This is a genomic window from Diaminobutyricimonas sp. LJ205 (assembly GCF_009755725.1).
Lineage (GTDB): Bacteria > Actinomycetota > Actinomycetes > Actinomycetales > Microbacteriaceae > Ruicaihuangia.
Genome location: NZ_CP046619.1, coordinates 2,279,963 through 2,300,834, shown reverse-complemented (window position 1 = coordinate 2,300,834; position 20,872 = coordinate 2,279,963). Strand labels below are relative to the sequence as shown.

Annotated in this window: 18 protein-coding genes and 1 tRNA gene; 12 read left to right on the top strand and 7 right to left on the bottom strand. The window is 67.2% G+C overall.

The genetic code is table 11. From position 1 onward, the window contains the following. Positions 1-16: 16 nt before the first annotated feature. Positions 17-847 carry a sortase gene (locus GO591_RS11200; protein ID WP_232466156.1) on the top strand — a complete coding sequence of 277 codons (831 nt, stop codon included), beginning with the start codon at positions 17-19 and terminating at the stop codon, positions 845-847. A 270-nt stretch (positions 848-1,117) separates the two neighbouring features. Continuing rightward, the gene (locus GO591_RS11195) at positions 1,118-1,906 is read left to right on the top strand and encodes a phosphate ABC transporter ATP-binding protein (RefSeq protein ID WP_157157898.1); all 789 of its coding nucleotides are present in this window, start codon (positions 1,118-1,120) and stop codon (positions 1,904-1,906) included. 78 nt (positions 1,907-1,984) lie between these two features. Here GO591_RS11195 and GO591_RS11190 read toward each other — a convergent pair whose 3' ends face one another. After that, positions 1,985-2,701 (bottom strand): tetratricopeptide repeat protein, encoded by a 717-nt coding sequence (locus tag GO591_RS11190; RefSeq protein ID WP_157156888.1) that lies wholly within the window; start codon positions 2,699-2,701, stop codon positions 1,985-1,987. A gap of 2 nt (positions 2,702-2,703) precedes the next feature. Beyond that, on the bottom strand, positions 2,704-3,210 hold the full coding sequence (locus tag GO591_RS11185) for a MarR family winged helix-turn-helix transcriptional regulator (RefSeq protein ID WP_157156887.1): 507 nt from the start codon (positions 3,208-3,210) through the stop codon (positions 2,704-2,706). A gap of 446 nt (positions 3,211-3,656) precedes the next feature. Between GO591_RS11185 and GO591_RS11180 the strand changes: the two genes are divergently transcribed. From GO591_RS11180 to GO591_RS11165, 4 genes are all read left to right on the top strand, one after another. Beyond that, positions 3,657-3,728 (top strand) — tRNA-Gln (locus GO591_RS11180). A gap of 22 nt (positions 3,729-3,750) precedes the next feature. Beyond that, positions 3,751-5,181, top strand: a complete 1,431-nt coding sequence (glmU, locus tag GO591_RS11175; protein WP_157156886.1) for a bifunctional UDP-N-acetylglucosamine diphosphorylase/glucosamine-1-phosphate N-acetyltransferase GlmU — start codon at positions 3,751-3,753, stop codon at positions 5,179-5,181. A 35-nt stretch (positions 5,182-5,216) separates the two neighbouring features. After that, positions 5,217-6,194, top strand: coding sequence for a ribose-phosphate diphosphokinase (locus GO591_RS11170; protein WP_157156885.1), 978 nt, complete (start codon positions 5,217-5,219; stop codon positions 6,192-6,194). Between the two features lie 113 nt (positions 6,195-6,307). Continuing rightward, a complete protein-coding gene (locus tag GO591_RS11165; protein WP_157156884.1) occupies positions 6,308-7,963 on the top strand; it encodes a catalase in 1,656 nt (551 codons plus the stop codon). 52 nt (positions 7,964-8,015) lie between these two features. Here the strand turns inward: GO591_RS11165 and GO591_RS11160 are convergent, their stop codons facing one another. Next, the gene (locus GO591_RS11160; RefSeq protein WP_157156883.1) at positions 8,016-8,360 is read right to left on the bottom strand and encodes a hypothetical protein; all 345 of its coding nucleotides are present in this window, start codon (positions 8,358-8,360) and stop codon (positions 8,016-8,018) included. Beyond that, positions 8,357-8,980, bottom strand: a complete 624-nt coding sequence (eda, locus tag GO591_RS11155) for a bifunctional 4-hydroxy-2-oxoglutarate aldolase/2-dehydro-3-deoxy-phosphogluconate aldolase (protein ID WP_157156882.1) — start codon at positions 8,978-8,980, stop codon at positions 8,357-8,359. Before eda ends, GO591_RS11160 begins: the two co-directional genes overlap by 4 nt. Positions 8,981-9,043: 63 nt before the next feature. On the opposite strand from eda, the gene GO591_RS11150 reads away from it, so the two are divergent. Both GO591_RS11150 and GO591_RS11145 read left to right on the top strand, forming a co-directional pair. Then, positions 9,044-10,267 carry an APC family permease gene (locus GO591_RS11150; protein ID WP_198295462.1) on the top strand — a complete coding sequence of 408 codons (1,224 nt, stop codon included), beginning with the start codon at positions 9,044-9,046 and terminating at the stop codon, positions 10,265-10,267. 55 nt (positions 10,268-10,322) lie between these two features. Beyond that, on the top strand, positions 10,323-11,639 hold the full coding sequence (locus tag GO591_RS11145) for an FAD-binding oxidoreductase (RefSeq protein WP_157156881.1): 1,317 nt from the start codon (positions 10,323-10,325) through the stop codon (positions 11,637-11,639). A 98-nt stretch (positions 11,640-11,737) separates the two neighbouring features. On the opposite strand, the gene gndA is transcribed toward GO591_RS11145, so the two are convergent. The 3 genes from gndA to GO591_RS11130 all read right to left on the bottom strand — a co-directional run bounded on the left by gndA (position 11,738) and on the right by GO591_RS11130 (position 15,754). Then, entirely contained in the window at positions 11,738-13,195 is a 1,458-nt protein-coding gene (gene gndA, locus GO591_RS11140) for an NADP-dependent phosphogluconate dehydrogenase (RefSeq protein WP_255446907.1), read from the bottom strand. A gap of 66 nt (positions 13,196-13,261) precedes the next feature. Beyond that, positions 13,262-13,978, bottom strand: coding sequence for a FadR/GntR family transcriptional regulator (locus GO591_RS11135; RefSeq protein ID WP_157156880.1), 717 nt, complete (start codon positions 13,976-13,978; stop codon positions 13,262-13,264). A gap of 39 nt (positions 13,979-14,017) precedes the next feature. Next, positions 14,018-15,754: a glycoside hydrolase family 3 protein gene (locus GO591_RS11130; protein ID WP_157156879.1), complete on the bottom strand. Its 1,737-nt coding sequence runs from the start codon at positions 15,752-15,754 to the stop codon at positions 14,018-14,020. Positions 15,755-15,981: 227 nt separating this feature from the next. Here GO591_RS11130 and GO591_RS11125 point away from each other — a divergent pair, with 227 nt between their 5' ends. The 4 genes from GO591_RS11125 (at position 15,982) to GO591_RS11110 (ending at position 20,824) form a co-directional block, all read left to right on the top strand. Continuing rightward, positions 15,982-16,833: a sugar phosphate isomerase/epimerase family protein gene (locus GO591_RS11125; RefSeq protein ID WP_157156878.1), complete on the top strand. Its 852-nt coding sequence runs from the start codon at positions 15,982-15,984 to the stop codon at positions 16,831-16,833. A 39-nt stretch (positions 16,834-16,872) separates the two neighbouring features. After that, a complete protein-coding gene (locus GO591_RS11120; RefSeq protein WP_157156877.1) occupies positions 16,873-18,051 on the top strand; it encodes a Gfo/Idh/MocA family protein in 1,179 nt (392 codons plus the stop codon). Next, positions 18,048-19,220 carry a Gfo/Idh/MocA family protein gene (locus GO591_RS11115; protein WP_157156876.1) on the top strand — a complete coding sequence of 391 codons (1,173 nt, stop codon included), beginning with the start codon at positions 18,048-18,050 and terminating at the stop codon, positions 19,218-19,220. The genes GO591_RS11120 and GO591_RS11115 overlap by 4 nt, the downstream gene beginning before the upstream one ends. 65 nt (positions 19,221-19,285) lie before the next feature. Beyond that, complete coding sequence (locus tag GO591_RS11110; protein ID WP_157156875.1) at positions 19,286-20,824, top strand: ABC transporter substrate-binding protein; 1,539 nt, start codon at positions 19,286-19,288, stop codon at positions 20,822-20,824. Positions 20,825-20,872: the final 48 nt, after the last annotated feature.

Genomic DNA, 20,872 nt, shown 5'->3' with positions numbered 1-20,872 from the left:
ATCGCCGCGGAGGCGTTTGATCCGCGGCATCCTGGTCCTGATCGCCGCCCTGCTGCTGACGGTTGTCGTGAACATCGCCCTGGTCGGTCAGGTGAGGCATCTGGTGTGGCAGCAGCAGCTCACTGACAAATTCCGTGAGCAGCTCGAGGAAGGCGTAGCGCCGGTCAGCGAAGGCGACGTGCACAATGTGCTGCTGCCCGACGGCGCTCCGGTTGCGCGGATCGAGATCCCCCAGCTCGGCGTCACCGAGATCGTGGTCGAGGGAACCGATTCCGAAACCACGCAGGCCGGACCTGGCCATCGGCGCGACACCGTGTTGCCGGGGCAGGCCGGCGTGAGCGTCATCCACGGACGAGCCGCGGCGTACGGTGCGCCGTTCGCCCGGATCCAGGAACTGGCTCCCGGTGACGAGTTCACGATCATCACCGGCCAGGGCGAACACACCTTTGAGGTGCTCGGTTTGCGGTATGCCGGTGACCCTGCGCCGCCCCAGATCAAGCCAGGCGAAAGCCGGGTGACGCTTGTCACCGCCCGCGGATTGCCGTTCGCACCATCCGGAGTCGCCCGCGTCGACGCGCGGCTCACCAGCGAAGCACAACCCGCGGGTGCCCGACTGACGAATTTCGTGACCCTCTCAGAAGCAGACGACGCACTGAGCGGTGACATCTCACGGGTCTGGGCACTCGTGTTCACGCTGCAGTTCCTTCTCGTCGTCGAGATCGCCGCAGTCTGGGCCTTCCGCACGGTCGGTCCGCGGCGCACCTGGATCGTCTTCGTCCCCCTCACCGTGCTCGCCGGACTGTGGGTCACGGGCGAGCTGGTCAGACTTCTCCCGAATCTGCTGTAAAGGACTCAACCCATGAATGAGAACGAGCCGCGTTACGAGCCAGCCCCCGGCGCCACCACTGTGACCGAGGTGCTTCCTCCGGTTCCGCTGGTCGAACCGACGCCGACCATGACTCCAACCGCCCTGCCGACGGTGGACGCGTCGGCGCAGCCCATCTACACGTCGCCCGTCACTTCCGGCCTCGCAACGGCGCCTCACTCCGAGACGGACCGCGGCGCACGCGGTTGGTTCCGCGGAGGACGTCGTGCCGAGGCATCCGCCCCTAGTGAAATGACACCGGAACCCCTGGCGAGCCTCGAAGGTCGTAACATCTCCGCGTGGTTCGGTGACCACCAGGTGCTCGACCGGGTGTCGCTGACCATGGAGGCCGGCGTGATCACGTCGCTGATCGGCCCCTCCGGCTGCGGCAAGTCGACCTTCCTGCGCATCCTGAACCGCATGCACGAGCTGGTGCCGTCGGCGTCGCTGGCCGGCGAGGTGCTGCTGGACAGTGTCGACATCTACGATCCGACCCGCAAGCTGGTCGATGCGCGCAAGGACATCGGGATGGTGTTCCAGAAGCCGAACCCGTTCCCGGCCCAGTCGATCTACGACAATGTGATCGCCGGGCTGAAGCTGACCGGCACGCGCGCATCGCGCGACGAGAAGGACGAGCTGGTCGAATCCTGCCTCACCAAGGCCGGGCTGTGGAAAGAGGTCAAGGACCGGCTGCGCGCCCCGGGGGCCGGACTTTCCGGCGGTCAGCAGCAGCGCCTGTGCATCGCCCGCTCGCTGGCGGTCAAGCCGCGGGTGCTGTTGATGGATGAGCCCTGTTCCGCGCTTGACCCGACCTCGACCCGCGTGATCGAAGAGACCATGCTCGAGCTCGCGCAGGAGGTGACGATCGTCATTGTCACGCACAACATGCAACAGGCTCAACGAGTGTCGCAGCAGTGCGCGTTCTTCCTCGCAGCGCAAGGCACACCGGGAGCGATCGTCGAGCACGGTGACACTGAGGCGATGTTCGGCGACCCAATCGACCCGCGCACGTACGACTACGTGAACGGGCGGTTCGGGTAGGTCTCGGCAAGCTCGACCAGCGGCTGCTCTCGATTAGCGGGATCGGCTCAATCAGCGGGATGGAGTTCGGAGCCGTGCCTACCCGGGTTCCGATCCCTTGAGCAACGAGAGTTCCTCCGCGACATCCGGATCATCCGGCCGCTCGCGGAGGAGCTGCCGCTGAACTTCTATCGCCTCGTCCGTCCGGCCGAGCGATCGCAGGCAGCGCCCGACAGCCCATCGCGCGAAGATCACCTGATCGTGCGTGCCGTATTGCTCGGCAGCCTCAAGGGCGAGCTGGAACTCGCTGAGGGCTTCCTCGAACCGACCGGCGTCATGCCGGTGCCAGCCGAGGATGTTGTGCAGCGCCACCGCCCAGCGTCGGGTGCGGTCGTCCGTCGCATGCCGCAGATCAGCAAGGCCCGCGCGCGTCCGCTGCTCGGCTCGCTCCGGATCCGCAATCGCGAGCATGTGGTAGCCGTCGATCGCCAGGAAGGTCAGGTGCGCAGCGCAGGCCGCATCCACCGCCGCACGGAACAGGGAAACCGCGGCATCCGGTTCCATTGCGCTGTTCCGGATGCGTCCACGCTCGAGCAACACGCGGGTGCGCGCAGCGCTCGAAACGCCCTCGACGGTGTCAAGCAGCGCGTCGGCCTCGCCGAACTGTTTCTGCAGGCCGAGCGCACGGGCCTGCTGGGTGAGCAGTTCGGCGCGATCCTCCGCTGCGGCGAAGGCCGCGGCATCCGCGAACCGACGTTCCGACCCGGCCGGATCGTCGAAGTCCCAGAGGGCGTCGAGCGTGGCCTGGTCGAGCATGACTACTCCGCGTCGGGCTCGTCGAAGTCGAGGCTGAGCTTGCGCAGCAGGCCGGCCAGACGCTCCTGGTCGGCGGGGGAGAGACCGTCGAGCAGCTCCCGCTCCGAGACCAGCAGGGTGCTGATCGCCTTGTCGGCCAGGTCACGGCCGAGCGGAGTCATTTCGACGAGGATGCCACGACCATCGTTCGGATCGGTGCGACGCTCAACCAGCCCACGTTCGACGAGGCGGTCGATGCGGTTCGTCATGGTGCCGCTGGAGACCAGAGTCTGCTGCAGCAGCGCCTTCGGGCTGAGCCGGTACGGGCTGCCCGCCCGCCGCAGCGCGGAGAGCACGTCGAACTCCCACGAGTCCAGGCCGGACTCGCCGAACGCGGCACGGCGCGCGCGGTCCAGGTGCTTCGAGAGCCGGGCGACTCGGCTGAGCACCCTGAGCGGGGAAAAGTCGAGATCCGGGCGCTCGCGCAACCAGGCGTCGACGATCCGGTCGACCTCATCGTGAGCGGGCATCCCACCATTATCGTGCGCCGAGACGCCAACGAGCATCCGCGAGACTGCCGTTTGGGCGCGAGACTCCCTGACGGGGAACGCTGCCGGCATCGACTCGCCGAAAAACGCCTATCCCGCGTGGAGGCATGGGCATTACTTGGCGAGTCGGTGGGGGAGCGGATGCCTCGCACCACTCCGCTTGGGATCGACTCGCCAAAATGCGCCCATCACGCGCGGAAGCATAGGCATACTTTGGCGAGTCGGTCGCTTGCCGGTCTGGACGAACCGCTGGTCGCGCTTCCCGAGACTGTGTGCGGGTCTCGACAGGCTCGACCAGCGGGAGACAGGCTCGACCAGCGGGAGACAGGCTCGACCAGCGGGAGACCAACGGGGGACAAGCTCGACCAGCCGGCGGACAAGCGCACACACCAGCATCTGGCAGACTTGACGCGCGCGAATCCGCGCGATCCGCCTTGGTGTAATGGCAGCACGACAGCCTTTGGAGCTGTTAGGTCCAGGTTCGAGTCCTGGGGGCGGAGCTTGTCGTATGAGGGAGAACCAGTGACCGACACCAACCTCGCCATCATTGTCCTCGCTGCCGGCCAGGGCACCCGCATGAAGTCGGCCAAGCCGAAGATCCTGCACGAGCTGGCCGGTGTTCCGCTGGTGGGCCACGTGCTTGCCACCGTGCGCGAACTCGACCCGGCGCACGTCGTCGCCGTGGTGCGGCACGAGCGCGAGGCAGTCGCCACCACCATCACCGAGCTCAGCCCGGAAACCGTGATCGTCGACCAGGACGAGGTCCCCGGCACCGGACGGGCCGTCGAACTCGGCCTCACCGCACTGCCCGACCAGTTCGAGGGTGACGTGGTCGTGGTCAGCGGGGACGTGCCCCTCCTCGACGCCGCCACGGTCGCCGGACTGATCGAGGCACACCGGCAGGCCGCGGCATCCGCGACCCTGCTCTCGGCGATCCTCGACGACGCCACCGGGTACGGCCGCGTGATCCGCACCGCGGACGGCGCGCTCGATCGCATCGTCGAGCAGAAGGATGCCTCGGACGACGAACTCTCCGTCACCGAGATCAACTCCGGCACCTACGTCTTCGCCACCGCGGCGCTGCGCCGCACGCTGCCGCGAATCGGCACCGACAACGCCCAGGCCGAGAAGTACCTCACCGACGTCGTCGGCCTGCTCCGCGGCGACGGCGACCCGATCACCGCGGTGCCGGTCAGCGAAGCCTGGCTGGTCGAGGGCATCAACGACCGGGTGCAGCTCGGCGACGCGGCGCTGCGCCTGAACCGGATGATCGTGCGCGGCTGGCAACGCGCCGGGGTCACCGTTGTCGACCCGGCATCAACCTGGATCGACCTGAAGGCGAAGCTGGCTGAGGATGTCGAAATCCTGCCCGGCACCCAGATCAAGGGTGCCACGGTGATCGAACGCGGCGCCACCATCGGCCCGGACACCACCCTGGTGGACTGCGAGATCGGCGAGAACGCCACCGTCAAGCGCACCGACGCCACCCTCGCCGTGATCGGCGCCGGGGCATCCGTTGGCCCGTTCGCATACCTGCGCCCCGGCACCTACCTGGACGCCGACGGCAAGATCGGCACCTTCGTGGAGACCAAGAACACCCGAATCGGCGTCGGCAGCAAGGTGCCCCACCTCAGCTACATCGGCGACACCGAGGTCGGCGTGGGCTCGAACATCGGCGCGGGCACCATCACCGCCAACTACGACGGCGTGAACAAGCACCGCACGAGCGTCGGTTCGCACGTGCGCACCGGGTCGCACAACGTCTTCGTCGCCCCGGTTAGAATTGCCGACGGAGCCTATACGGGCGCCGGCACCGTCGTCCGCAAAGACGTCGGCGCGGGGGACCTGGCGATCAACGTGGCTCCACAGCGCAACATGACTGGCTGGGTCGAGGCCAATCGTGCGGGAACCGCCGCGGCCCGGGCCGCGGCAGCCGCACGGGGTGACTCCTAACCAAATCGCCGGACAACCGGCAGGAAGCGGGATACGTGTCCGGCATCAAAGTCAGCGGTGAGAAGAGACTCGTCCTCGTCAGCGGCCGCGCCCATCCGCAGCTCGCAGAGGACATCGCGAGTGAACTCGGATCAGAGCTGGTGCCGACGGATGCCCGCACATTCGCCAACGGCGAGATCTACGCCCGCTACGACGAAAGCGTTCGCGGCTGCGACGCGTTCGTGATCCAGTCGCACGGCGCACCGATCAACGAGGCGATCATGGAGCAGCTGATCATGGTCGACGCTCTCAAGCGTGCCTCGGCCAAGCGCATCACCGTCGTCGCACCGTTCTACCCGTACGCCCGGCAGGACAAGAAGGGTCGCGGCCGCGAGCCGATCTCCGCCCGCCTGGTCGCCGACCTGTTCAAGGCCGCCGGCGCGGACCGCATCATGAGCGTCGACCTGCACGCCGCGCAGATCCAGGGCTTCTTCGACGGTCCAGTCGACCACCTGTTCGCCATGCCGGTGCTGCTCAAGCACTTCAAGGCCAAGCTCGACCCGTCGAACCTGACCGTGGTGTCGCCCGACATGGGTCGGGTGCGCGTCGCCGACATCTGGAGCGACAAGCTTGGCGCCCCGCTCGCCATCATCCACAAGCGCCGCGACCCGCTGGTGCCGAACCAGGTTTCGGTGCATGAGATCGTCGGCCAGGTCGAGGGACGCGTCTGCCTGCTCGTCGACGACCTGATCGACACCGGCCGCACCATCGTCAAGGCCGCGGAGGCACTGAAGAACGCCGGTGCCACCGGTGTCGTCGTGGCCGCCACGCACGCCGTGTTCAGTGACCCGGCCACGGAGCTGCTGCAGAGCGACTTCATCGACGAGGTCGTCGTCACCGACACCCTGCGCGTGCCAGAGGAGAAGCATTGGGATCGCCTTACCGTGCTGCCGATCGCGCCGCTGATCGCCCGCGCGATCCGCGAGGTGTTCGAAGACGGTTCGGTGACCTCGATGTTCGACGGCGCCGCCTAACCTTTCGGGAACTTCCCAGCGGCCGGAGCGTTGACACCTCCCTTCCGCCTTGTTGGACTGCTTGATGGAGCCGATCATCCTCGGCGCCACCGACACGGCAAGGGAGCAAGACCATGCCCGACGAGCAGGGCGACTACGCCACCGGTGAAGACCGCGCCATCCTGACCAACAGGCAGGGACATCCGGTCTACGACAACCAGAACCAGCGCACGGTCGGACCCCGCGGCCCGGCAACGCTGGAGAACTACCAGTTCCTCGAGAAGATCAGCCACTTCGACCGCGAACGCATCCCGGAACGCGTCGTGCACGCGCGCGGCTTCGTCGCCTACGGCGAGTTCGAGGCGACCGGCAAATGGGGCGACGAACCGATTGCCAAGTACACGCGCGCACGGCTCTTCCAGGAGGCAGGCAAGAAGACGGATCTCGCCATCCGCTTCTCGACCGTGATCGGCGGCCGCGACTCCGCCGAGACCGCCCGCGACCCACGCGGGTTCGCGGTGAAGTTCTACACCGAAGACGGCAACTGGGACCTGGTCGGCAACAACCTGGGCGTATTCTTCATCCGCGATGCGATCAAGTTCCCGGATGTCATCCACTCGCTGAAGCCAGACCCTGTCACCTTCCGCCAAGAGCCCGGCCGCATCTTCGACTTCATGTCGCAGACCCCCGAGTCGATGCACATGCTCGTCAACCTGTTCAGCCCGCGCGGCATCCCCGCCGACTACCGGCACATGCAGGGCTTCGGGGTGAACACCTACAAATGGTGCAACGCCGCCGGCGAGACCGTGCTCGTGAAGTACCACTGGCAGCCTCGGCAGGGCGTGAAGAGCATGACTGCGGCCGACGCTGCCCGGATTCAGGCAACCGAGACCGGGCATGCCTCGAAGGACCTGTTCGAGGCGATCGAGAACGGCGACTACCCGCAGTGGGACCTGTACGTGCAGATGATGAGCGACGACGAGCATCCGGAACTCGACTGGGATCCGCTGGATGACACCAAGACCTGGCCGGAACAGGATTTCGAGCCCAAGCTGATCGGCACCATGACGTTGAACCGGAACGTCTCCGACCACCACAACGAGAACGAGCAGATCGCGTTCGGCACCGGCGTGCTGGTCGACGGGCTGGACTTCTCCGATGACAAGATGCTGGTCGGCCGCACCTTCAGCTACAGCGACACCCAGCGCTACCGGGTCGGCCCGAACTACCTGCAACTGCCGGTGAACTCGCCGAAGGCGAGGGTGTCCACCAACCAGCGCGGCGGGCAGATGTCGCATCTGCTCGACCTCGGCGAGGGGCAGAACCCGCACGTCAACTACGAGCCGTCGATCACGGGCGGACTCCGCGAGGACCACTACCGCACCGAAGACATCGAGGGCCCCGAGCTGCACGGCCGGCTCACCCGGGCGCGCATCCCGCGCACCAACGACTACCTGCAGCCCGGCCAGCGGTTCCAGCTCATGGAGACGTGGGAGCAAGACGATCTCGTGCTCAACTTCGTCACCCTGATCTCCCAGGCCACGCGTGCGGTCCAGGAGCGGATGCTGTGGCATTTCTACCTGGCCGACGACGACCTCGGCGCCCGGGTGGGTGAAGGCCTCGGCATCCGGGTCGACGAGATCCGCTCGCTCCCGCCGCTGCCGGGCCAGACCCTCACCGACGAGGACAAGCGTCGGCTGGAGAACCTCGGCAGCAACGGTCCGCGCGACGTGCAGGGGCTGACGATGACCCACTGCGTGCCGAACCAGCGGGTGCTCGCGGCGGCCTAGCCGATCCGCGGGTCGAGCCCAGGCCCATCCGCTGGTCGAGCCTGTCGAGACCCTAGGTCTCCTGCGGACGCTTCAACGGCTGCGATGGCGGGGCGCCCGGGATCAGTCCCATCTGCCAGACGAGGACTTCCCGATCGCCCTGCACCGCGAAGCAGTGCCAGCCGGTGCCGGCGGCGGTGAACCACTCGAAGCGCACGTCGTAGTCGGCAACGCCGAGCGAACCGACATACGCGGCACAGGCGGCGTGCGCCGTACGCGACGCGGTCCCGGCGGTGATCAGGATGCCGGGGAGCACGAGCGCCGCGAGCGCGAGAATGACAATCCCGCGCATCACCCAGGGGCGACGACGGCGGGGCTGATGCGGCTCGTACCCGTCGAGCTCCGGCTGCATGCTCACCCGCGGATGAGGGCGACGGCCTCGGCCGAGAGCCGGGTCACCTCATCGAACCGGCCGCCGGCGATCAGGCTGCGCTCGACCATCCAGCTGCCGCCGATGGCGAAGACGGACGGATGCCGCGCATACTCCACCGCGTTCTGGATACTCACTCCGCCGCTCGGCAGGAACGAGACATCCGGGAACGGCCCGCGCAGCGCGTCGAGCAGCCTGGTGCCGCCGAGCACGGAAGCCGGGAACAGCTTCAACTGGTTGACGCCCAGCCGGAGCGCCGCCTGCACCTCGGACGCCGTCGCCACCCCGGGCAGCACCGGCACCAGCAGTTCCTGCGCACGTTCGACGACGGCGGGATTCAGCCCCGGGCTGACGATGAACCGGGCGCCGACATCGACGGCTTGGTCGACCTGCTCGGGCGTGAGTACCGTGCCGGCGCCGACGATCACGCCGGGCACGTCCGCGGCGCGTTTGATCGCCTCGAGCCCGTCCGGAGTGCGCAGTGCGATCTCGGCGGCGCCGATGCCGCCGGCGGCGAGGGCGGCGGCCAGGTCCGGTGCGGTGGCCGCGTCGTCCACGGTCACCACCGGGACGATTCCGATACGGGCGAGTTCGGTGAGCGAGTCCACCCCTCAACCCTAAACCGGGGGCTGCAGTCCGCGGTGTTCACCCGGCTTCGCTAGCGTTTGGGCGTGCAACTTCAGCGTCACCTCGGTACCGGCCACGCGATCGCCATCGGGCTCGCCTCGATGATGGGAGCCGGCGTCTTCTTCGTCTGGGCTCCGGCGGCGGAGGTCGCAGGCAACGGCCTGCTGATCGGGCTCGTCCTCGCCGGCGTTATCGCCACGCTGAACGCACTCAGCTCAGCACAGCTGGCGATGCGGCATCCGGTCTCCGGCGGCACCTACGCCTATGGCCGCGCCGAACTCGGGCCGTGGTGGGGCTTCGCCGCCGGCTGGCTGTTCCTGGCAGGAAAGACCGCGTCGGCCGGAGCGATCGCGCTGATCGCCGGCAGCTACCTCTGGCCGGAGTACGCCAGGGCGGTCGCGGTGGCCGCGATCGTGCTGTTCGCCACCCTGAACGCGGCCGGCATCCGCAGCACCGCCCGGGTGAGCACCGTCATCGTCACGATCGTGCTGGCCGGCCTGGCGTTCATCGTGGTGAGCGTTCTCGGGCAGGGCTCGGTTCCGACCCCGGCCCTGCCGGACCTGGATGCCGGCTGGTACGGCGTACTGCAGTCGGCAGGCCTGATCTTCTTCGCCTTCGCCGGGTACGCACGCATGGCCACCCTCGGCGAAGAGGTGCGCGACCCGCGGCGCACCCTGCCGCGGGCGATCATCGGCGCGCTGGCCATTGCGCTGGTGGTCTACGGAATCGTCGGATGGCTGAGCCTCAGCGTCCTCGGAGCGGAACAGCTCGCGGCATCCGACTCCCCGCTCGCCGACCTTGTCGGAAGCGGCTGGGAGGTTCCGGTGCGGCTGCTCGCGGCGCTTGCCTGCCTGGGCTCGCTGATGGGAATCCTCGCCGGCCTCAGCCGCACTAGCCTGGCCATGGCCGGCCAGCGCGACCTGCCCGGGCCGCTCGCGCGGGTCTCCCAGCGCACGCACGCGCCGATCGTGGCCGAGGTCACGGTCGCGGTGATCGCCATCGTCGGAGTGATCGTGCTGGAGCCCGCCCGGCTGGTCGCGTTCTCGAGTTGCGCGGTGCTGGTCTACTACGCCATCGCGCACCTGTCCGCGCTCAGGCAGACCGAGGGCGCCTGGCTGCCGCGCGCGGTTCAGGTGGCCGGGATCATCGGATGCTTCGTGCTTGCGTTCACCCTGCCGTGGCAGGCGATCGTGGGTGCCGCGGGGGTGCTGCTGCTCGGGGTCGTGGCCCGTGCGTTGTCGCTGCGCGCCCGTTCGCCGCGCAGTTGATCGCCGTCGAAGAAGGGGGCAGACATCGAATCGCTCGCGGCGTAACCTAGCGCGCATGATTCTGGACGAACTGCGATCGGTTGCTCAAGTCATCACGCCGGGAGACGACGAATGGGAGACTGCCCGGCACTCACATGCGGGACCTTCCGAGCCTGACGTCATCGTGCGGGCGAGATCGGTTTCGGATGTCTCGGCAGCAGTCAGGCACGCGGTTGATGCCGGGCTGCCGGTCGCCGTCCGCGGTGGCGGTCACAGCGCGTGGCAGAGCATTCCCGGCGGGGTGCTGGTCGACCTCAGCCCCCTCGATCAGATCGAACTCGACGGCACCATCGTGCACCTCGGAGGCGGCGCCACCTGGGGTGCCGTCGTGAGCACGCTCGCCGAACAGCGGCTGGGCATCAGCTCCGGAGACACTGCGTCGGTCGGCGTCGGCGGGCTCACGCTCGGCGGCGGCATCGGCTGGATGGTGCGCGCCTGGGGCCTTGCCGCCGACCAGCTGGTCGGCGTGCAGCTGGTCACCGCCGACGGTGAGGTGCTCGAGGTGTCGGCGCAGTCGCATCCGGAGCTGTTCTGGGCCCTGCGTGGCGGCGGTGGCAACTTCGGCATCGTCACCCGGTTCGACTTCGCCGCCCATCCGCTTCCCGCGATCGTCTGGACGACCCTCGCACTCGACGGCGACAAGCGGGCAGTGCTGCGCCGTTTGCGGGACCTGATGCGGGCGGCACCGCGCGAGGTCACCGCCACCTACATGGACGTGCCGCCGATGGATCCGAGCGCGCCGGCGGGGGCGACGGTCAGCGTCTGCGTGATCGGTGACGACGTCGAGCACGCGGGCCGGCTGCTGGCTCCGCTCATCGAACTGGATGGCGTGAGCGTCGCGGAGATCGGGGTGAAGCCCTACCGGGACATCCTGCTCGAGACTCCGGCGGCGGAGCCGGGGGCTCCGATGCCAAGCTTCATCGGCGGCAACATCCTGACCAGCGACCTGGACGATGCCCTGATCGACGATCTGGCGAGCTTCCGTGAGGAGTATCCGATGTCGGTGCTGTTCCTGCGCACCCTCGGGGGAGCGTACGCCGACGTTGCCCAGTCCGACTCAGTCTTCCCCGCGCGCGACGCGGAGTTCTTCGCGATGGCCGCGGTGTTCGAGATCCCCGGCATGCCCGGGCCGAACCGTGAGGTTGTCGAGCAGCAGTGGGAGGCGATCGAAGCGCGCGGGCACGGGATGTACGGCAACTTCTCGACTTCGACCGAGCCCTCAGTCGCCGAGAAGGTCTACCCGCCCGAGATTTACAGCCGGCTGGCGGCCGTGAAGCGCGAGTGGGACCCGCAGAACCTGTTCTCACGCAACCACAACGTGCAACCCGCCTGACTTCTCACCCCGCGACACTACGCAAATGGGGGTTATGCGGCTGCATAACCCCCATTTGCGTAGGCTCGGCGGGTCTCGACGAGCTCGACCAGCGGGTACTAGTGGGTGTCGACCGCCTGGATCTCGCTGCGGTCGCCCGACCACAGGGTGTGGAAGGTGCCGTCACGGTCGACGCGCTTGTAGGTGTGCGCGCCGAAGAAGTCGCGCTGACCTTGCACGAGCGCGGCCGGCAATCGGTCGGCACGCAGGCCGTCGTAGTACGCGAGCGACGACGAGAACGCCGGCGACGGGATGCCCGCCTGGGTTGCCGCGATCACGACACGACGCCAGGCGTCCTGCGCCGAGGACACGGCCTCGGTGAAGTACGGCGCGGTGACCAGGGCGACCAGCTCGGGGTCGGCGGCGTAGGCCTCGGCGATGCGGTTCAGGAACTGCGCCCGGATGATGCAGCCGGCGCGCCAGATCTTCGCGATCTCGCCCTTCTTGATGTCCCAGCCGTACTCCTCGGCGCCGGCCACGATGGCGTCGAAGCCCTGCGAGTAGGCGATGATCTTCGAGGCGTACAGCGCCTGGCGCACGTCCTCGACGAAGGCGTCCGCGTCGGCGACGGTGAACGCGGTCGACGGTCCGGGCAGGGCGGTCGCGGCGGCACGCTGCGCCGGCTTGGAGGACAGCGAGCGGGCGAACACCGCTTCGGCGATGCCGGAGACCGGGATGCCGAGGTCGAGCGCCGACTGCACGGTCCAGGCGCCGGTGCCCTTGGCGCCGGCCTGGTCGAGGATCACGTCGACGAGCGGCTTGCCGGTGGAGGCATCCGTCTGGCGCAGCACCTCGGCGGTGATCTCGATCAGGTAGCTCTCGAGCTCGCCCTTGTTCCACTCGGCGAAGATCTCGGCGATCTCGGCCGGGCTCTTGCCGGTGCCGCGACGGATCAGGTCGTAGGCCTCGGCGATCAGCTGCATGTCGGCGTACTCGATGCCGTTGTGGATCATCTTCACGAAGTGTCCCGCGCCGTCGGTGCCGACGTGGGTCACGCAGGGCTCGCCCTCGGCGATCGCGGCGATCGACTTGAGGATCGGGCCGAGCGTCTGCCACGCCTCGGCGCTGCCGCCGGGCATGATCGACGGGCCGTTCAGCGCGCCCTCTTCGCCGCCGGAGATGCCCGCACCGACGAAGTTGATGCCCGTCTCGCGGACGGCCTTCTCGCGGCGGATGGTGTCGGTGAACAGGGCGTTGCCGCCGTCGACGATGATGTCGCCGGGCTCAAAGACCTTGACCAGTTCGTCGATCACGGCATCCGTGCCTCGTCCCGCCTGCACCATGATGATCGCGGTGCGCGGCTTCGAGAGCGATGCGGCGAATTCGTCGTAGGTCTGAGCCGGGATGAAGCCCGCCTCGGGGTGCTCGGTGACCAGGGTCTCGGTTTTGGCGTAGCTGCGGTTGAACACGGCGACCGTGTTCCCCTCGCGGCTGGCGAGGTTACGGGCGAGGTTCGAGCCCATCACCGCCAGTCCCACTACGCCGATGTTTGCCTGTTCTGCGCCAGTTTCGGACACGTATGTTGCTCCTTGGATTGTCGATGGCAGACCACCATCAAGGGTAGCCGCCGGGGAAGGGTGGTTTCAGAGGGTGAAGACGCGCGGGGTTTGTTCCCACATCGGCGCGAGATCGTCCATCGCGCGCTGCATCACCGTCGCCATCGCGGCTCGCGCCCGCTCTGGATCTCGGTCCCGGATGGCGGTGGCGGCTGCCAGATGCTTCTGGAGTGATTCATCGAGCGGGTTCTCCGGAATGAGCCCCAATTCGACCCGCCGTTCCAAAATCTCTGCCACCGGCTTTTGAAGCATCGAGAACAGCTCGTTGCCGGATGCCCGAAACAGGGTGCTGTGGAACTGCAAATCGAGCTCCACAAAGCGATCCATGTCGCCCTCGCCTGCCGCTTCGCGCAGCTTCTCGGCCAGCGCGCACAATTCGTTCGCCATCGCCGGCGGGCAATATCTGGCCGCCATCTCGGCGGCGAGCGGCTCCGCACCGCAGCGCACTTCGGTGAGTGACCGAATCTGGGCGGCACGGTTCGTGCCATCCAGCCGCCAGCGGATCAGCAGCGGATCGTAGAAGTTCCAGCGAGACTGCGGCAGCACCCGGATGCCGAGGTGCTTGATCGATTCGACCAAACCCATCGACTGCAGCACCCGCACCGCTTCGCGCACCACCGATCGGCTGACCAGCAACCGTTTCTCGATCGTGTCGGCGAGCATGATTGCGCCCGCTGGAGTATCCCCATCGACGATGGGTCTGCCGATTTCGTCGACCACTCGGGAATGAAGGCTGGTCGCCATGACCGAACGGTACTCGCACTGCCGCCACTATAAAAGTGTTTAGAGCTGAGTGCCGAAGGTGTCGCACCAGACGTTCTCGTTGAACGTGCCCGTGAACTGCGATTTCCCGATCAGCTTCTCGACGGTTGCGTGAATCGCCTCGCGACTCGGGGCGTGCGCGTGCACCATCGTCTTCACCATCGGCACGTCGATCAGGTGGTTCGGCTGGAACAGTGACACGAACACGGTCGGCACCTCGGTCACATACCAGGGGATCTCCGCGGCCATCGGCGTCGACCACTTGATGCGGATGCTCGCCTCCTGGGCGAAGCCCGCGACGTTCGCGAACACGATCGCGGCGTCGTACTGCTCCGAGTACTTCTCGTTCGCCTCTTCACCCATCACGGTGTGGAAGTACACGTGCTCCTCGCCCTCAGCGGCGCGCTGCAGGGCGTTCTTGAAGACGTGCACGTCAAAGCCCACGGCCTCGAGTTCTTCCCTGGCGATGTCGAGGAAGCCGCTCGGGTCGACGCCGGTGAAGTCCGCCTGGCCGGACACGCCATACAAGCGGATGCGGCGGTGCTTCGCCGGATCCAGCGGTAAGTTGCCCTGGGTGTCCTTGACCAGCGTGACGGTCTTGTCGGCGATGTCGGCGGCGATGGCGTGGTGCTCGGCGCTGCCGATCACCTGGAGCGCCTCCGGCCCGGGCACCAGCTGCTCGCGCGGCGTGGTGTGCAGGCCGAGCGTTGCCTTCAGGCCGAGGATGCGCTCGAGCGCTTCCTGCAGGCGCTCATCGGTGATCACCCCGGAACGGTAGCCGTCCAGCATGTAGCGCAGGTCCTCTTCGGGATCGCGGAAGAACAGGAACATGTCGCAGCCGGCGGCGATCGAAGCCGGGACCGCGTCGCGGCGTCGCATCGCCTGGGTCATGCCGACCATCATCGACGCGTCGGTCAGGATGAGGCCGTTGAAGCCGAGCTCGTCGCGCAGCAGGTCCTGCAGCAACTCGGGGGCGAGGGTGGCCGGCATCACCTCGGCGTCGGTCATTCCCGGCCGGAAGTGCCTGGACAGCTCGGGGGCGCCGATGTGGCCGATCATTATCGATTGCACGCCGTGGTCGATGAGCTCGCGGTAGACGCGACCGAAGGTCGCGGACCACTCGTCGTAGTCCATCGTGTTGTAGGTGGTGACCACGTGCTGGTCGCGCTCGTCGATGCCGTCGCCCGGGAAGTGCTTCATCGCGGCGACCGAGTTCGACTCGCTCAGGCCGTCGAAGTACTCCTTGGCCCGCTCGATGACCACGTCGGGGGTGTTGCCGAAGGAGCGGGTGCTGATCACCGTGTTGCGCCAGTTGTAGTGGATGTCCACGATTGGCGCGAACGCCCAGTTGCAGCCGAGCGCGGCGGTCTCCCGGCCGGCCACCCGACCCATGTCGCGGGCGATGGACTTGTCCGGGTGCGAGCCGGCGCTGAGGTGCGTGGCCACCAGGGTGCCGTCGTCGATGGAGCCGAAGCCGCCCATCTCGGGGTTCGACGCGACGAGCAGCGGCACCTTCGCCTTGGACTGCGCGTAGCGGATGTGCTCCTGCACCGCGGTGGATCCGGCTCCCATGTAGCGGATGCCGCCCACCCCGTAGGTGCCGACGATGCGGTCGAGGTACTCGGGCGCGAATGACGTGTTCAGGTTGATGAATAGCTGCCCGATCTTCTCCTCGAGCGTGAGCGAGTCGATGGTGTCGCGCACCCACCGAACACCGTCGGCATCGAGGTTGAAGGGGGAGGCGGTGAGATCGACCATCGGGCGCACTTCCTGTCGTTCGGGGGCAAGCAGGTTCCAAGGTCTGCGACCCCGGTGTCATTCCATACTGACACCCTTTCCCGAGAGGCTGTCAACCGATTGCCAAAAGTTATTGGCAAGCGGTTGCGATACACGGTGTCGTGTGCGTAAGGTTGCCGCCAAGCCCTCCGTGAGTTCGCTCAGGCAGGGTTCCCAACGACGCGAACGACGGAAGGCACAGTTACTTCGTGGCCACCCAGCAACCGGTTTCCTGGACTCTCTCAGGCTTCGGCGATGAGATCGATCCCGATCCCCGCATTCAGATCGCCGTGCTCAAAGCACTCGGCGCCAGCAACATCGAGGTGCGCAGCGCCTGGGGAGTGAATGTCGTCGACCTCGACGACGACCAGCTCGCCCAGCTCGTCGCCCTGCTTCGCGAACAGAAGATGACGGCATCCGCGGTCGCCTCGCCGATCGGCAAGGTGGATGTTTCCCTCGACGCCGACCTGGAGGTGCAGCGTCTGCGCCGGATCATCCGCGTCGCCCACGCCCTCGAAACCCCGAACATCCGCATCTTCTCGTTCTTCCGCGGCGAGGGCGTGCCCGTCGAGTCGATCCGAGACGACGTGCTCACCCGCATGCGCCTGCTCGCCGATGAAGCCGAGCGCGAGGGCGTCACGCTGCTCCACGAGAACGAGAAGGACATCTACGGCGACACCCCGGAGCGGGTGCTCGACCTGGTCGAGTCGGTCGGCTCGTCCGCGCTGCGGCTGGCCTGGGACAGCGCCAACTTCGTTCAGGTCGGCGTCGCGCATCCGCATGATGACGGCTACCGGATGCTGCGGCCCTACCTCGATTACCTGCAGGTCAAGGACGCGATTGCCGCGACCGGCGAGGTCGTTCCGGCCGGCCAGGGCGACGGCCAGGTGCTCGACACCCTGACCGCGCTCCGCGACGACGGCTACACCGGATTCGCCTCGCTTGAACCGCATCTCGCCAGCGCGCACGAACTCGGCGGCTTCTCCGGACCCGCCGCCTTCGGCGAGGCGGCCCGCGCCTTCGCCGGCCTGGTCGGCCGCATCGGCGTCACCACCAAGTAGCCAACCATTCACGAACCAGCAGGAACGGAAACGCACGCAATGACAGACAAGGTCCGCCTCGGAATCATCGGCCTCGGCGCTCAGGGTGGCACGTACGCCAAGTTCATCGCCGACGGCATGGTGCCGAACATGGTGATCGGCGCGATTGCCGACATCGACCCGGCCAAGGCGAGCGTCGCGGCCGAGACCTATCCCGACGTTCCCTTCTACGAGGACTACGTCGCCATGCTTGAATCCGGAGATGTCGACGCGGTCGTCACCTGCGTACCGCACTACCTGCACCCTGAAATGGGAATCGCAGCCCTGCAGCGCGACGTCCACGCCCTGGTCGAGAAGCCCGCGGGTGTCTACACCAAGCACGTCAAGGAACTGAACGAGTTCGCAGCCGCAAAGCCCGAGCTGACCTTCGGGATCATGTTCAACCAGCGCAACAACCCGCTGTACAAGCGGCTGAAGGAAATCGTCGAGAACGGCGAGATCGGCAACATTCTCCGCACCAACTGGATCATCACCACCTGGTGGCGCCCGCAGGGTTACTACGACCAGAGCGAGTGGCGCGCCACCTGGGGCGGCGAGGGCGGCGGCGTCCTGGTCAACCAGGCACCGCACCAGCTCGACCTGTGGCAGTGGATCTGCGGCGTGCCGAAGTCGGTGTACTCCAAGGTCTCCTATGGCTTCCGGCGCGACATCGCCGTGGAGGACGAGGTCACCGCAGTCGCCGACTACGGGAACGGGGCGACCGGCGTCTTCGTCACCGCCACCCACGACCTGGTCGGCACGGACCGGTTCGAGATCCTCGGCGACGCCGGCAAGATCGTCGTCGAGAACAGCAAGACCGCGACCGTCACCCGGCTGAAGAAGCCCGAGCGCGAGTTGAGCGCCGACATGACCATGGACGACGTGAAGAAGCTGTTCACCGGTCAGCTGAACGCCGCCGACCTGTACGAGCAGGAGACCATCGAGTTCGACTCGGTGTGGGGATCCCAGCACTCCGGCGTGCTCGAGAACTTCGCCGCCAACATCCTCGACGGAACCCCGCTGCTGGCCCCCGGCTCCGACGGAATCAACGGCGTGCGACTCGCGAACGCCATCCACCTGTCCAGCTGGACCGGCAAAGAGGTGCCCCTCGACTTCGACGAGGACGAGTTCCTCGCCGAGTTGAACAAGCGCATCCGCGACGAGGGCAAGTTCGAAGAGCGAACGGAGAAGGTCGGATGACCACACCACTGGGTGTCGTGCTCGTCGGGGCGGGCATGATCGCCAAGGTGCACGCCCGGGTGATCGTCGCCCACCCCGCGCTCAAGCTGCTCGGCATCGCCGATCACGCCTCGGCCAGCGCCGTGGCGCTCGCCGACTTCGTGGAGACCGAACTCGAGAGCGAGCGTCCCACCCTGTACGTGGGCGTCGCCGGAGCACTCGCTGACCCGGCCGTCGACGTCGTCGTGGTGACGACGCCGAGCGGATCCCACGTCGCCATCGCCGAGCAGGCGGTCCTCGCGGGCAAGCATGTCGTCATCGAGAAGCCGGTGGACGTGCACCTGTCCCGTGCGCGCCGCATCGCTGAACTCGCCGACGACGCCCGGCGGCAGGGAAAACTGGTCACCGTAATCAGCCAGAACCGGTTCGCACCGGCGATCGTCGCGGTGAAGAACGCCATCGACTCCGGCCGCTTCGGCCGAGTCACCTCGGCGACCGCAACCGTGGCGTGGTGGCGCGGGCAGGACTACTACGACTCCGGCGACTGGCGGGGAACCTGGGAGTTCGACGGCGGCGGTGCCCTGATGAACCAGGGCGTCCACACCGTCGACCTGCTGCTGCACCTGCTCGGAACTCCGGTCGACGTCTTCGGCTACAGCGGACGGCTCGCTCACGAGCGGATCGAGGTCGAGGATGTCGCGGCTGCCGTCATCCGTTTCGAGAACGGGGCGCTCGCGACCCTCCTCGCCACCACCAATGCCTTCCCCGAGAACGCCACGCGCCTGCAGGTGCACGGCTCGACCGGATCGGCGTTCCTGCAGGACGGCAGGCTCGAGTTCTTCCATGCCGATGACGCGCACGTCGAGGGCGAGCCGCGCGGGTTCGGCAGGCTCGGCAACCAGGCGGCGCTCGAAGTACCGGAACACGACCTGCCCGGCGCCCCGCCGCAGGACGACCTGTTCCCTGGCCACCTCCGGCAGTACGAGGACATCATCGACGCCATCCTCACCGGTCGCGAGCCTGGCGTCACTGTGGCGCAGGCAACCGACGCGCTGGCGCTCGTGCACGCGGTCTACGTCTCCCAGACCACCGGGAAGCCGGTGCGCTTCGCGGATGTGCTCGGCGGCGCGTACGACGAACTCACGCTCGAAACCGGAGCCGACCATGCCGTCCCCGGGGCGGCCCACTGACCCCGGGCGTGCCCGGTTTGCACCACCACCCTTCCCCCTATCACCACACAGTAAGGACCCTGACAATGAAGTTTGGCCATTACACGAAGGCTGCGGCACTCGTAGTCGGCGCGAGCCTGGTGCTCGCCGGCTGCGCCGCCTCGGCGCCGGCGGAGAACACCGGGAACACGGAGGCGCCCCGAGGTGGCACCCTCACCATCGGAGCGGTGCAGGACGTCGCCTCATGGGATCCCGGGCAGGCGCACGTAGGCCACCTGCTGCAGCCTTACCAGGCACCGTACGACACCCTCATCCTCCGCGAGCCCGACGGCAAGTTGAGCCCGATGCTCGCCACCGAGTGGGAGTACAACGAGGACTCCACCGCGCTGACCGTCGACCTTCGCACCGACGTCACCTTCAGCGACGGCGCCGAATTCAACGCCGAAGCGGTCAAGGCGAACCTTGAGCACTTCAAGGGCGCAAACGGCCGCCAGGCGGCGCAACTGTCGTCGCTCGAGTCGGTCGAAGTCGTCGACGCCGACACCGTGACGATCAACCTGGCCGAACCGGACCCGTCATTCACCTATTTCCTCAGCCAGGCGGCCGGATTCATGGGCAGCCCCGAATCCCTCGGAACCGAAGAGATCAAGCAGACACCGGTTGGTTCCGGGCCGTACGTGATCGACCCGGCTGGCACCACCCCGGGCTCGCAGTACACCTTCACCGCGCGTGAGGACTACTGGAACCCCGACCTGCAGAAGTTCGACAAGATCGTCTTCAAGGTGCTCACCGACGCGACCGCGCGCCTCAACGCGCTCATCTCCGGCCAGGTCGACATCACGCTGCTTGACCAGCGCAACGTGGCTCAGGCCGAAGGTGCGGGCAAGGAACTCTCCGCCAACCAGGCCGACTGGACCGGGCTCTTCCTGCTCGACCGCGATGGCAAGCTGAACCCGGCGCTCGGCGATGTCCGCGTGCGCCAGGCGATCAACTTCGCGATCGACCGCGAGACCATGCTCGAGGAGATCCAGCTTGGACGCGGCACCGCGACCACCCAGGTGTTCGGCCCGAAGAGCGGCGCCTACGTCGACGAACTCGACGAGGAGTACCCGTACGACCCCAAGAAGGCGAAGGCACTGCTCAAGGAGGCCGGCTACGAGAGCGGGCTCGAGATCACGCTCCCGGTCTTCACCGGCATCGAGGCCCAGTCCGCAATGCTCGTGCAGCAGTTCGCTGACGTCGGAATCACCCTGAAGCTCGAGACGATCCCGCCGGCAAACCTGCAGTCCGAACTGGTCTCCGGCAAGTACGCGATGGTCTACTTCTTCCAGATGCAGGCCGACCCCTGGGTCAACATCAAGGGCATCATCGGTGAGGCCGCGTTCTACAACGCCTTCAAGACCACCACGCCTGAGCTGGAGGAACTGATCGAGGCCGTGCGCTTCGGCGGCGAGGACTCAGCTGAACTGGCGCAGGAGGTCAACAAGTACGTCGTCGAGAACGCCTGGTTCGCGCCGATCTACCGGCTGGACCAGCTCGTGCTGATCGACCCGACGAAGATCACGTCGACGCCGACCAGCCAGCAGGCGGTTCCGTCGATCTACAACATCGCCCCGGCGAAGTAACGAAGTAACACCGTCCGGGTGACGGATGCGAGCCAAGCATCCGTCACC